Here is a 13,498-nt window from a genome sequence, read left to right as displayed (position 1 = left end):
GTTCAGGCGCTCACCGCTTCGCGCGCGGCCCGTTCGCGGTCGATATCGCCCTGCCAGCGTTCGGCGACGATTTCCTTGCCCGTCACCGGATGCACCATGTGGAACGGCACCAGCTTGTGCGTCGGCCACAGCCAGTGATCCTCGATCAGCGCGTCCGGCCCGGTCGGGTCTTCGGGATAGGTGATCTTGGGGAAAGGCACATATTCGGCTGGCGTATTGGCCCAGCCCTGGTCGAAATCGGCATGCCATTGCGGCATGTAGTTCAGGATCTGGATGCGCCAGATGCCGTCCACCTTCTTGTAGGTATTTTCGTAGATGCCGCCCTCCCACCATTGGCGCGCGCCGAGCATCGGGTTGGAGGGGTCGGCATAATCCTTGTGCCGGCCAGCCTGCATCATCGACCGGGCGCGGGCATGGGCCGTGACGCCGTCTGCATCGATGTCGACGATATCCTGCAATTGCGGATGGTCGAGCAGGAAGCCATCGATCGGACCGTTGGTGCCATGGGTGAAGCGCGCCTGGAAGCGTTCGACATAGAGGCGGCGAATACCTGCCTGGCCGCGCCAGACGCCGCCGAAGAAGCGCACTTCGCCATCCTCGGTGAACAGGTCGGCGGTTTCGTTATAGAGGCATTTGTCGATCAGGTAGCCGTAGAGATGCTGCAATTTGCGCACGTCCAGCTCATCCTCGCGCCGTTGCAGGCGGGTGCCAAGGTCGGCGACGCTCTGTTCCAGGCGGGCGATACGGTCGATGTCGGACATAATTTGCTCTCCTATCATTGTATGTAATACTTACAGATTAAACGGCTTCCGCAGCCAGTCGCTCCACTTCCTCGCGATAGGGACGGATGGCGCGGATCATGCAGAACGTCGCGATCGGCAGCAGCACGCCGGCGGTCATCACCAGCGACTTCCAGAGCTGGCTGGGATCGCCGACGATATAGTCCTGCACCAGGCCCACCAGGAAGCTGCCCATCGCGCCGAAGAAGGTGAACATGAAGAGGTAGATCGCCGTCACCTGGCCCCGCATCGCATTGGGCGCAACGCGCTGGATCGCGGCATTTTGCGGGACGGCCCCGGCCATGCCGAACATCGCGCCGATGCTGGATACGGCCAGCGACGCATAGCCATTGGGCATCAAGGGCGCGAGGATGGCGCAGATGGTGACGCAGCCGAAGAAGATGGCGGCGGCGCGGACATTGGCGTCGGCGTGGCGCTTGGCCAGCCATTCGACGAAGATGCCGCCCAGCAGCAGGCCGGTGAGCGACGCGACCAGGGTCATCGATCCCATCACCGCGCCGATCTGCGCCTCGTTCCAGCCATAGGTGCGGATCATGAAGGGGACACGCCAGAATTGCAGGCCGAACACCTCGATCGCGCTCAGCGCCAGTCCGGCGAACAGCGGATAATAGACGCGGCGCTTGGCATGGATCGCCCTGGCGGCGTCCAAGCCGGTGAAGGTCAGGATGCGGCGGCTCAGCGAGGCTTGAACGGGCGGCGTGATGGAGTCGGCGGCGGGCGCCTGGCGCGGCGGTTCCTTGACTGTCAGGAACAGGAGGGCGACGAACAGGGCTGGCAGGCCCAGCCAGATCATCAGCCATTGCCAGCCCAATATGGTAAGGCCGCCATGCTGGGTTGGCGGCCAGCCCACCGCATGGGAGATCAACATGCCTCCGATTACCGGGCCGAGTGTGGTGCCGCCGATGAAGCCGAATTGCAGCAGGGCGAAGGCGCGGGTCAGGATGCGCGGAGGGAAGGCGTCGGCCAGCAGCGAATAGGAGGACGGCGCATGGGCCGATCCGCCTGCAGCCAGGAAGACGCGGGTGCCGACGAACTGGCCGAAACTCTGCGCGATGCCGCCTAATGAAGTGATGATGCCTAGCGCCGCGCATCCTCCCGCCAGCACGAACTTGCGCGGGAAGATGTCGGCCAGGCGCGCCAGCGGGATGCCGACGAACAGATAGCAGATGATGCTGGCGGGTCCGGCCAGGAAGCCGAGCTGCGAATCGGACAGGCCGAAATCCGCCTTGATCCGCTCCGCCAACATGGCGAACACCACCTGTTCGAAGAAGGTGACGAACGTCGCCAGGATGATGACGAACAGCGCCCAATAGGCGGCACCCATCGCATGGGGCGGGCGCGCGGATGCGGCGGCATCCGGCGATGCGGCCTCTTCCGCATCCCATAATGTATCGGTCGCAATCGGCGCGGGTGCCAGGGCCATGGGCCTTCTCCTCTCCACTTCTCCCTTTGTTCACAGGGATGAAATTTCGGCTTGGCGAATTTGTAAGTGAACTATACGATTATGGCGAGAGAAAAATACACGTTCGTTACAAAGATCGTCATGGGAGAATGGGATGCTCGAATTTGCAGGACGCACCGCCTTCGTGACTGGCGGCGCCAATGGCATCGGTCTGGGTCTGGCCCGCGCCCTGCTGGCGCAAGGGTGCAAGGTCGCGATCGCCGATATAAGAGAAGATGCGCTGGCCGCCGCGGTCAGGACGCTCGACAATCAGAGCGTCATAGCTGTCCAACTCGATGTCGCATCGCGGACAGGTTTCGCCGAGGCGGCCGACAGGGCGGAGAAGGCGCTGGGGCCGGTCAGCCTGGTCTTCAACAATGCCGGCATCAACCTGTTCCAGACCATCGACGAGTCCAGCTATGACGATTGGGACTGGGTGATGGGCGTCAATCTGCACGGCGTCGTCAACGGCGTAATGACCTTTGCGCCGCGGATGAAGGCGCTGGGGCAGGGCGGTCATATCGTCAATACGGCGTCGATGGCGAGTTTCCTGTGCGGCGGCGCGCCCGGCATCTACAACACCACCAAATTCGCGGTGCGCGGGATGAGCGAATCCCTGCGCTACAGCCTGGCGCCGCACGGTATCGGCGTGTCCGTGCTCTGCCCCGGCCTGGTGAAGAGCCATATCTATGCGAGCGACGAAGTGCGGCCATCCGCGCTCAGCGGTGGTGCGAAGCCAGTGGACAGCGCGGCCGTCGGGCGGCTGGAACAGTTGCACCAGTTCGGCATGGAGCCGGACGTCATCGCAGCGCGCACGTTGGAAGCAGTACGAGAGAACCGTTTCCACATCTTCCCCCACCCCGAATTTCGTGACGAACTGGCGACGGTGTTTGAAGAGATACTCGCCGATTTCCGCGACTATCCTGAAGATGCCGGCTTCGCCCAGCGCACTGGCTTCGAAAAGATGCGTCGTGACAATTATGCCAAGGCCCGGCGCGAGGCGCGCGAACGCGCTTAATGGGCGAACAGGTCGCCCTGCCGGGGTGGGGCGGCCAGTCGTCGTGGCGCGGCCGGCGTACCGATGAGCACGCGGGCGCGGCCGGTGAGCGTATATACCGCTTGGCGCTGTGCGCCGCGATTGAGATGATCGACGCCATAGCCCTGATAATGGCGCTTGAGCAGGCCGGCCTTGACCAGTTCCGACGCGGCCCGGCTGAGATTGGTCTTGCCCGACGCGCGCACGCGGTTGCGCACTTCTTCCTGCACCTGCACATCGTCAGTCAGGGTGTCGCCGGTCAACTTCATGTCCTTGCGCAACTCGTCGCGCACCCGCTCCACCAGCGCCATGCGGCGTGGATCGCGGTGGCCCATCGGCGTCAGCGCATCGCATAGCCAGTCACGTAGCGGGACCAGCCCGTCGCCCACCCGGACCTCCGGCCCTGCGCTGCCGTCCGGTCGGGCCACGTCCGCGATCAGCGTCAGCAGCATGAAGGCGTATCGCGGCCGCGAGCAGCAATGGGAGAGCTGGTCGAGCAACAGCGAAAGATCGCTGCCGCCGGGGATGCGGGACGGAAGGGCTGAATGAAACATATCGTGAATCAAGCACAGAGCGAGTCGCTTGTGAATCCGCTTTTTTCGGCGAGTCGCATTTTGTCGCCCGTGACACTTTGCCCTTCGGTAAAGTGTCACGGCAGAAACTTTACCGAAGGGTGCAGGCATGCCCCGGCGGGCGCGATCCCGATCAGATCCCTTAAGGCGAATGCTGCTCGTCCTCGACGGGCAGGATCAGAGTCACGCGCAATCCGGGTCCCGCATCGCTCAAGGTCAAGGTGCCGTCATGGAGATGAGCGACCGCCGCCGCCAGCGAGAGGCCCAGACCGGCGCCCGTGATATGGCGCGACGCATCCAGCCGGGCGAAACGCCGCAGCGCCTCGATCCGTCTTTCTTCGGCGATGCCCGGGCCGTTATCCGCCACGGCGACGCAGATCGACGGGCCATCCCGCCAGGCGGACAGCAGGATGTGATCGCCGCCATATTTGAGCGCATTGTCGATCAGGTTCGACAGCACCTGACCGAATATCTCGCGATGCGACCGGATATGCAGGCCGGGCGGCGCATCGACGCTGATGGTCACGCCTTTGTCCTCGGCCAGCGCGTCATACATATCCTGGAAATCGTCCAGTAGCGCCGCGACGTCGACCGCCGAGAAATTGTCGCGGCCGATCCCCGCTTCGGCCCGGCTGATCAACAGCGCGGCATCCAGCATCCGCAACAGCGTGTCGCCTTCGTCCAGCGCCTTTTCCAGCGCTGCGATCGATTCCTCGTCCCGGCTCTGGCGCAAGGCGCTCTCCAGCACGGCGCGCAGCCGGGTAAGGGGAGAACGAAGGTCATGGGCCAGGCCGTCCGTCACCAGCCGCATTTCATCCACCAGCGCGGTGATGCGGTCCAGCATCGCGTTGATCTCCTCGCCCAGCGCATCGAACATGTCGCCGCTGCCGCTCAGCAGGATGCGGCGCTTGATGTCGCCCGTGCCGACCGCCGCAGCGGTATCGATGACCGATCGCAGCCGGCCCCGGATGATGGCGGCGGAGAAGAAGGCGGCGCCCGCCGCCAGGGGCATGGCGAGCAGGATGGCGCCGATCAGCGCCGCTTCCAGGTAGCCGCCGAAGCGCAGGTCGTTTTCCACGACATGGCCGGTCAGCAATCGCGTTCCGTCGGGGAATTGCGTGCTGACGATGCCGATGCTCTGGGGATCGCGGTTCTTCTGGCCGATGCGCAGCAGGTCGAGCTGGCGCCAGCTTTCCGAGGGACCGATGTCGGCTGGCCAGCCTGGGATGTTACCGGCGATGCGCTGGCCATTCGGCCCGATCAGCAACATGATCGAGCTGCCGTCCGGGTCGGCCATCATGCGGCTATGCACCGTGGCGCCAGCCGCTTGCAGGCCAGCCGCTGCATAGGTGGCGGCGATATCGTCGCGCAGGTTCACCGCGACCGCTCGGCTGGCTTCGTCCACCGAACGGCTGGTGAATTGATGCACGGCCCACAGCGCGACCAGCACGCAGGCGATCTGCATCAGGAAGACGAGCGCGGCGAATCGCCAGATGACGCTCTGGCGCCAGCGCATCGTCACCCCTGTTCGCTCAGGCGATAGCCTGCGCCGCGGATCGTGTGGATCAGCGGCGGCTCGCCATCCTCGTCGATCTTGCGCCGCAGCCGGCTGATATGCACGTCGATGACATTTGTGCCGGGATCGAAATGATAATCCCATACGCCTTCCAGCAACATGGTGCGGGTGACGACCTCGCCCTGATGCCGCAGCAGATAGTCGAGCAGGCGGAACTCGCGCGGCTGCAGGTCGATGACGCGCGCGCCGCGCTTCACCTTGCGAGAGAGGAGGTCGACGTCCAGGTCGCCGCAGGACAGGCGCGTTTCGGGCGCCTGTCCACCGCCGCGCCGCAGGATGATCCGCAACCGCGCCAGCAGTTCGGCGAAGGCGAAGGGCTTGGCCAGATAATCGTCCGACCCGCCGGTCAGCCCCTTGATCCGTTCATCGGCGGTCGCCAGCGCCGACAGGATGATGACCGGGGTGTCGATGCCAGCCGCGCGCAGCGCCGCGAGCACCGCCATGCCGTCCATGCCCGGCAGCATCCGGTCCAGAATGATGGCGTCATGCGCGGCTTCGGTCGCCAGGAACAGGCCGTCGCGGCCATTGTCGGCGCGATCGACGGTAAAGCCTTCCTCGACCAGTCCCTTGGCGATGTAATCGGCGGTGGTCGCGTCGTCTTCGACCAGCAGCACCTTATAGCTCATGACCGTCCTCATTTCCCGGCCACCGCCGGATCAGCGCTACGCATCCGGGCGGCCATGCTGCCCCGTCCGCCGCCGATCAGCCGTTGCAGGTCCACCATCGCCCGCGCCAGCGAAACGCCGTGCGGCCCGGCAATGAAGCGCGGTTCCCAGATCGGCGCGAATTTCGCCTTATAGGCCCGCAATCCGCCAAAGCCATAGAAGGCGTCGCCATGGCGATAGAGGAAGGCGGCCGCCTTGACCCAGAGCGGGGACAGGCGGCGCGCATCCAGCCCCGACAGCGGCGCAAGGCCAAGGGTGAACCAGCGATAGCCCTTGTCCTGGCCCCAGAGCAGCAAGCTGGTGAAGATGAAGTCCATCACGCCGGGCGGCGCGTCGGCGCTGTGGCGCATGAGGTCGACGGACAATTCCCGGCCATCCGCCGTCGCCCAGATATTGGCGAAAGCGACGATCCGCCCGCCGCAACGCACGAGGGCGCAATCGAAGCGCGTTAGATAGGCGTCGTCGAACCGGCCGACGCTGAAGCTCTTTTCGGTTGCGCCCTTCGCCGCGAGCCAGTCGTCGGACACGGCGCGCAGGGCAGGCAACAGGGGGGGAAGGTCGGCGGCCGCGACGATCTCGAACAGGGCGCCGTCGCGCGCGGTCCGGCGAACGCCATGGCGCAGGGCGCGCGCCTGCGATCCTTCCAGGGTGAAGCCGTTCAGGTCGATCCGTGCTTCCTCCCCATATTTGACGATGGAAAGGCCGAGGTCGATCGCCAGCGGCAGGGATGCCAGACTGAGTTGATAGAGGAGCAGGCGGCCCTGTGCCGCGTCGGCCCGTTCCCGCATCCGCCAGAGGAGATCGGGCCATTCCACCGGGTCGCCGACCGGATCGCCCATGACGATCCAGCTATGCCCCTGGACCTGGTACATGAGGAAGGCGCGGCCCGACGGAGATGTCAGGAATTTCTTGTCCCCGGTCAGCGCCAGAAAAGCATCGGTCCGGGTAGCCAAGGAGAGCGCAGCGTCGCCGGGCGGATCGGATGGTGATTCGTCCCATATATCGCGGGCGGGACGCAGTAGCGCCCACAGTGCCGCGCCGACCAGCACGACGCCCGCCGCCAGCGCGGCACGCAGGAAACGGGATGCATCCCGATGGCGTCCAAATTGCCACCACAGGTCGCCTTGATAGTCGATATGGCGATAGGCGATGAAGCCGATCCAGATGGACAGGCCGACGGCGAGGCCCAGCGTCGCAATCCATCCGGGGGTCAATATGGCCGATGTCAGGCTGGTCCGGCGATAAAAGGCCGCATGGCTCCATTGCAACAGGGCGGCGATGACGAGCAGGATGCTTGCCTCTTCATAGTCCAGTCCTTTGGCGAGCGAGAAGATCGCGCCGGCGACCAGCAGCAGTCGGGTAAGCCAGAAAGCGCCGTCCAGCCGCCGGTACAGGCCCGACGCCAGCAGGATCAGCAGCGCCCCGATCATGCTAGCGGCCAGATGCGACGCTTCGACGAAGGGCATGGGGATGATGCCGGCCACCATGCGGAAGCGGCCCGGCACCGCCGGCAGCGAGCCGGAAATGAGCAGGATGGCGCCGCCCACCGCCACCAAAGCGGCGAGCATGATGGGCGCGATCGTCCGGGCTATGGTCTGCGCGCCGCTCGTGACGTTGCGCAGCGGCTGTCGCCAGGCGCGCCGCTCATGCGCGGCGATCAGGACGACCGCGACGAACAGCGGGATCAGATAATAGAGGATGCGATAGGCGATGAGCGCGGCGACCAGCGCCGGCCTGTCGACATGGGGCAGGCTGGCGACGATCACGCCTTCGAATATGCCGATGCCGCCGGGGACATGGCTGATCAGCGCGACGATGATCGCCAGTGCATAGCCCAGGAAGAAGGCCGGATAGAGCGCGGGCGACAGATGGGGGACAAGCACGAACAGCGCGGCGCTGGCGAAGGCCAGGTCGATACAGGCGATGCCGATCTGAGCCAGCGCCTGCGACCGGCTGGGCAACGTCAATGTCCAGCCGAACAGATTGACCGGCCGCGTCGCGGATCGCAGCGCGGCCAGCAGCAGGATCGCGCCGCCGAGCAGCGTAGCGCCGATGGCGCGCTGGACCGGAGCGTCGATGGTGAAGCCGCCCAAGGTGAGGCCGGCGGGGTATAGTGTCATGGCCAAGGCCGTCAGTGTGAAAACGCCGCCCCAGAAGGCGAAGCTGGCCGACGCGATGATGCGGGCGACGTCGCCGGGACCTAGGCCGGCCGCGCCATAGATGCGCAGCCGCGCCGATCCGCCGGTGACCAGCGCCAGACCCAGATTATGGCTGAGCGTGTAGCTGCAGAAGGACGCCAGCGCCGCCGTGCGCCAGCCGACGGCGCTGCCGATGATGCGCAGCGCCAGATGATCGTAGAGGGTGAGGGCGAGATAGCTGAGGCCGGTCAAAACCGCGGCCGTGATGATCGCGACCGGGGGAATGGCCTGGAAGGCGGCGCGGACGTCGCTCCACCGGATTTCGGCAAAGAGATGATCGAGCGCGATACATGCCAGCGCCGCCACCAGCAGCAACATAGTGATGGCCAGGATCCGTCGGTATCGGCTGGCGCCGACCGGCCGCGCGATGCCGGTCATGGTGCCGCGGCGTGCCAGCCGATCGCTCGGCCGATCGCCCCTGACAGCGCGGCGCTGACGGCATCGGCGTCATGATTAAGGGGATGGCCGCCGGGCAGTTGCAGTCGGGTGACATTGGACTGGCGCAAGGCCGGGCAAAGGCTGGCCGCCTCCTCAGCGCCGTGGATGCACAGCAATGGCACCCAACTCAGTCGCCGGGCGGCGGTCGCCGCGTCTTCTTCGGGTTCGTTGAAGGAGAAGATTTCGGATGGCGAGGCGCGCCACTGGCGAGTGGCGCCCGGCACGATCAGGCCGATGAACGCGATCCGTCGACGCAGCGTGGTGGGCACGTAGGGGAGCGACGGCGCGATGACGTCGGCGCCGAAGGACTGGCCCAGCAGCAGCAGGCGCGCCTTCGGATCGACGGCGATGGCGCGGCGCAATCCTTCGGCGATCATGGCACCCGCTTCTTCGGGCGTGCGGCGCGTGCGAAAGAAGCGCAGGCTGTTTTCGGTGACGACGGGGATGCCCCGGCGTGTCAGCCGCTCTGCGACATTTGGTCCCAGTCCCGCGTGAAACCCCATGTCGCCCGACAAATAGAGCGCCACCGCACGTGGCTGGCGCGGGTCGACCGCACCTTTCGCAGGCATCAGGTCGAACAGCGCCCCGTTGCCGATATAGCCGATATACCAAAGTGCCAGCAGCAGGGCGCAGGTCGGGCCGGCAAGCGCGGCGGTCGACCGGCTCATGCCGCATGGCTCCATGCGCTGTCGGCATGGGGCAGCGCGCTCGTCGTTTGTACTCGCCCGCTGCGCTCCAGCTTGCCCCATCCGACCCATGGCCCCAATATGGCGGTGGCGACGGCGCGTATGACGACGCTATACATGATCTGCCGATAGATGAAGCGCTGCGCTACCAGCAGAAGCGCCGGATAGCGTTGCTCGCGCGGCTCCAGACGATAGGCGACGGCTCCGCAGGCGACGTCGATCGCGGTGAAGGCGATCCAGTAGAGCGCCATGCGCAGCACGTCGCTTTGGGTCTGGGCCCAGCCATGCTGGTGGACGCGCAGCGCGGTGTCGATTGCGCTGACCACCAGCGCCAGGTCGATGATCGGCGATACCAGCGCGAAGCCGATCTGGAACAGCCAGGCCTGGGGCAGGCCGACCCAGGCGAGGCCTGCCGGCTTGCGCTCGCGCCAGATGCTGCGATGCTTCCACAGGCATTGCAGCGTGCCATAGGCCCAGCGGAAACGCTGCTTGGACAGTGCGCCGAAGCTTTCGGGCGCCTCGGTCCAGGCGACGGCTTCGGTGTCGTAGGCGATGCGCCAGCCGGCCCGTTGCACCGCGATGGTCAGATCCTGATCCTCCGCCAGCGTGTCCAGCGGATAGCCGCCGACGGCGTCCAGTGCCGATCGCCGCCAGGCGCCGACCGCGCCCGGCACGACCGTGATCGCACCGAAACGGGCGAGCGCGCGCCGCTCCAGATTTTGCGCCGTCACATATTCCACCGCCTGCCAGCGGGTGACGAGGTTGATGCGGTTGCCGACCATGGCATTGCCGGCCACAGCGCCAATGGCCGGATCGGCGAACCAGCGGGCGAGGCGGGCGATGGTCGATGGTTCGAACTGGGTATCTGCATCCAGCGCGACGATGATCGGCGCGCGGGCGATTTCCAGCGCGCGATTCAGCGCCGCCGCCTTGCCGCCATTGGTAAGGGTGAGCAGGCGCACGCGCGCCTCGTCGGCGAAGCTGTCGGCCACGATGCGGCTGGTCGCGTCGGTAGACCCATCATCGACCACGATGACCTCCAGCCCGACCTGCTGGCTGGCCAGGACGCGCCGCACCGATGTTTCGATCACCTTGGCCTCGTTGAAGGCGGGGATGATGACGGACACGAAGATATCGGGCTGGCTGGCCGGCGGTGCGATCCGGTTGCGCGGCGACCGGCTGCCCAACGCAAGCCCCGCCAGCATCAGCGCGCGGCCGATGCCGAACAGGATGACGGCGAAGAACAGCCATTTGAGCGTTACCGCGATAGCCGCCAGCAGCAGGAATATGGCGACATCCACCCGCACCGCGGCCAGATCAGCCCCACGGACGGGCGGCATCACCTGCACAGGCGTCAGCCCGGCCAGCGCCGACACCGGCACGAAGCGATAGCCGCGCGCCGACAGCGTCTTGATGATGCGCGGCAGCGCCGCCACGGTCTGCGCCCGGTCGCCGCCGCTATCGTGCAGCAGGATGATCTGGGCCGATCGGTCGGCGCCGCCGGCCTCGACCTGGGCGATGGTGCGTGCGACGATGGCGTCGACGCCGGGTCGCGTCCAGTCGCCCGGATCGACATGCAGGCCGACATTGAGATAGCCCGCCTTCTGCGCCTCCAGCGCCGGACCGATCTCGTCCGCCGTGGTCGGTTCCGCGTCGCCGAAATAGGGCGCGCGGAACAGGCGCATCGCCCGGCCGGTATAGGCTTCGACCAGTCGCTGCGTGCTGTTGAGTTCCAGCGATACGCCCCGGTCCCAAACCTGCGCCAGATTGGGGTGAGTATAACTGTGATTGCCGATCTCGCTGCCCTGCGCGACGATCTGCCGCAACAGGCCGGGATGCATCATCGCATTTTCGCCGATGACGAAGAAGGTCGCGGGCACATGGGCCTTGCGCAATATGTCCAGGATCGGCGGCGTCCAGACCGGATCGGGACCATCGTCGAAGGTCAGCGCGACCTCATGCGGCCGATAGCCGGTGCGGCGGATGACATAGGGGGTGGGCAGGCTGGCGAAATGTTCGTCGGTGATAAGGCCGCTAGTGCGGCCCGACCCCATGACAATCGTGCGATGGCCGATGGTCGGCACATCGTCGATCCGCAATATCTCGCCATTGCCCTCGACATCGACCGAGTTGAAGCTGGTGAGCCGCCCGATCGCGGCGGGCGGCGTGGCCTTGCCTTGTTTGAGCGCGGCCCAGAAGCCGGGATCTTCCGATCCGAGCCGCCACAGGGCGACGCCTCCGGTCCCCGCCAGCCGCGCCGCGCGGACCTGATTCCAGCCGCTCGCGGCGTCCAGCATCCAGACATGGTGGACCTGCCCGTCCTGCTGATAATCGAAGCTGGCATTGCCTGACGCCGGATCGAAGCGGATCGCCGCACCGCTGTCATGCGCGGAGAGCCAGGCGTCTTCGATCGACAGCGTGTCGGCGTTTTTCACGCCATCGGTCCAGTCATAGGCATAATTGCCGATCGCGACGATCGTCTTGGTGGCCGGGACGACTTTCAGCGCGGCGTGGAGCCGTTGCACGAACCAGGGCTGGGCGGCGATCGGTCCGGCCGTGTCGCCGATATAATGCTGGTCATAGTCCATCAGGAATAGCCGGTCGGCCAGCCGGCCATAGCGGGCCAGATTCCAGCCGGCGTCATCGACCGGGACGGTCAGCGTCAGCAGCAGGTGGTGATCGTGCAGGATGGACGCCGCCTGACGGAGGAATGCGAGATAGTCGCCCTGCGCCACCGCCGGCAGCGCCTCGAAATCGAAGACGACGCCGGCCGCATGCATTGCGCGCAACGCCGGGATGAGATGCTCGAGGAAGGCCGTGCGCGCGTGATGATCGTGCAGAAGCGCCGCCGTCCCGGCGCTGTCCCATGTGCCGTCGTCGACGTTCTGGACGACCGGCAGAATCTTGGGGCGGCGATGCGCCGCCCGCATGATCGCGGCAAAGGCGGGGTCGGCCGTCACCTTCAGCGGGTGGGTTGGGCCGGTGACCGACAGCAGGGCCGGGGCGATCCAGTCGATATGATCGACATGCTGCCGCAGCGAGGCGCGGCTGGCGTCGTCCCAAGGCACATAGAAGGCGGCCGTTACGGGATGAGCAGAAAGGATAGAGCGGCCGTGCGGCAACCATTGGGCAAAACCGGCGCGCAGCTTGGCGCTCAGATGACCTAGCTTCTGACCGATGCTTTCGGCGCGCGGGCGTTCCATCTGCAACGGAACGGCCGGCGGGGTGGGGACATCGACGATGGTGAGGGCGAAAGCCAGCGCGGCAAGCAGAATGGCGACCAGCATGATGAACAGCGCAGGCAGGGTGATGCGCCGCCGTCGCCCGCTGGCGTCGTAGAAGATCGGCCTTTGCATCGTTCATCCGTGCTTTGGAGAGGCGGCGCAACAGGGGAGGCGCCGCCTCTCGCTCCACGGTCGAGATAATGACCGCAGCCATTGATACGACAGGTCGAAGATCAGGAGGATGAGCGCTTCATTACAGTTTCTTCATGACGGATAGGCTGCCAGAGGTCCGGTCATTCCCTGGCTGTCTCGCTGCTCCAGACCGACCGAGGCCCCGACGCCGCCAGACTGGCGAGCTGGATGAATTCCTGCCGCCAATAATTGGACCGCACGCCTGCGCTATCCTCGCGGTTATATCGCACCATCTCCACCAGCCCGTTCGGTCGGACAGGCCGACATTGAAGTCGCCGTCGAGCTGCTGCAAGATCATGGAACCGACATGGCGTCCATCGACCGCGAGCGATTTCTGGCGAATATGGCTGCCGACGCAGAGCGATTGTCTCGTCTGGTGCGGCGGCTGATGGAATTGGCGCGGGCCGATGTGACGATAGGGGTCCAGGCTGGCCATCGATTCGGATGCGCTGGAGGTGGTGCTGACGATTCTAGGCGATAATGCGCAACAGGCTGGCGCGTCGCGTCTGGATATCGTTCTGGTCGTGCGGGAGGGTATCGCCTGCTTTGACCTTGTCGATGACGGGCCGGGCATTCCTCAGGGCGACCGAATCCGATTTTTCGATCCCTTCTTCACCAGCAAGCGCGATCGGGGTGGGACGGGGGTGGGCTGGCCATCGCCCGATCGCTG

At 65.7% G+C, this 13,498-nt stretch carries 10 protein-coding genes (1 of these 10 only partly in view); 2 read left to right on the top strand and 8 right to left on the bottom strand.

The window, feature by feature from the left end; all coding sequences use genetic code 11:
- Positions 1 to 2 precede the first annotated feature (2 nt).
- Entirely contained in the window at positions 3 to 761 is a 759-nt protein-coding gene (locus SBA_RS21560) for a nuclear transport factor 2 family protein (RefSeq protein ID WP_261936962.1), read from the bottom strand.
- Positions 762 to 798: 37 nt separating this feature from the next.
- Positions 799 to 2,223: an MFS transporter gene (locus tag SBA_RS21555; RefSeq protein WP_261936961.1), complete on the bottom strand. Its 1,425-nt coding sequence runs from the start codon at positions 2,221 to 2,223 to the stop codon at positions 799 to 801.
- 133 nt (positions 2,224 to 2,356) lie between these two features.
- On the opposite strand from SBA_RS21555, the gene SBA_RS21550 reads away from it, so the two are divergent.
- Positions 2,357 to 3,259: an SDR family NAD(P)-dependent oxidoreductase gene (locus tag SBA_RS21550; protein WP_261936960.1), complete on the top strand. Its 903-nt coding sequence runs from the start codon at positions 2,357 to 2,359 to the stop codon at positions 3,257 to 3,259.
- On the opposite strand, the gene SBA_RS21545 is transcribed toward SBA_RS21550, so the two are convergent.
- From SBA_RS21545 to SBA_RS21520, 6 genes are all read right to left on the bottom strand, one after another.
- On the bottom strand, positions 3,256 to 3,831 hold the full coding sequence (locus SBA_RS21545; RefSeq protein WP_261936959.1) for a hypothetical protein: 576 nt from the start codon (positions 3,829 to 3,831) through the stop codon (positions 3,256 to 3,258). The two genes, SBA_RS21550 and SBA_RS21545, sit on opposite strands and share 4 nt — an antisense overlap.
- A gap of 160 nt (positions 3,832 to 3,991) precedes the next feature.
- Complete coding sequence (locus SBA_RS21540; RefSeq protein ID WP_261937486.1) at positions 3,992 to 5,365, bottom strand: sensor histidine kinase; 1,374 nt, start codon at positions 5,363 to 5,365, stop codon at positions 3,992 to 3,994.
- Between the two features lie 2 nt (positions 5,366 to 5,367).
- Positions 5,368 to 6,051, bottom strand: coding sequence for a winged helix-turn-helix domain-containing protein (locus tag SBA_RS21535; protein WP_261936958.1), 684 nt, complete (start codon positions 6,049 to 6,051; stop codon positions 5,368 to 5,370).
- Between the two features lie 8 nt (positions 6,052 to 6,059).
- Positions 6,060 to 8,666, bottom strand: coding sequence for a bifunctional lysylphosphatidylglycerol flippase/synthetase MprF (gene mprF, locus SBA_RS21530; protein ID WP_261936957.1), 2,607 nt, complete (start codon positions 8,664 to 8,666; stop codon positions 6,060 to 6,062).
- The gene (locus SBA_RS21525) at positions 8,663 to 9,394 is read right to left on the bottom strand and encodes a virulence factor (protein WP_261936956.1); all 732 of its coding nucleotides are present in this window, start codon (positions 9,392 to 9,394) and stop codon (positions 8,663 to 8,665) included. Before SBA_RS21525 ends, mprF begins: the two co-directional genes overlap by 4 nt.
- Positions 9,391 to 12,768, bottom strand: coding sequence for a glycosyltransferase (locus SBA_RS21520; protein ID WP_261936955.1), 3,378 nt, complete (start codon positions 12,766 to 12,768; stop codon positions 9,391 to 9,393). Before SBA_RS21520 ends, SBA_RS21525 begins: the two co-directional genes overlap by 4 nt.
- Before the next feature lie 515 nt (positions 12,769 to 13,283).
- Here SBA_RS21520 and SBA_RS21515 point away from each other — a divergent pair.
- Positions 13,284 to 13,498: the 5' portion of an ATP-binding protein gene (locus tag SBA_RS21515; protein ID WP_315975820.1), read on the top strand. The gene runs 76 nt beyond the window's last position; 215 of the gene's 291 nt are visible here — the first part of the coding sequence; the start codon lies at positions 13,284 to 13,286; its stop codon lies off the right edge, out of view.

It is taken from the genome of Sphingomonas bisphenolicum (assembly GCF_024349785.1).
GTDB classification, from domain to species: Bacteria; Pseudomonadota; Alphaproteobacteria; order Sphingomonadales; family Sphingomonadaceae; genus Sphingobium; species Sphingobium bisphenolicum.
Note: the sequence above shows the minus strand (reverse complement) of the source record. Positions and strands in the feature narration are given on the sequence as shown.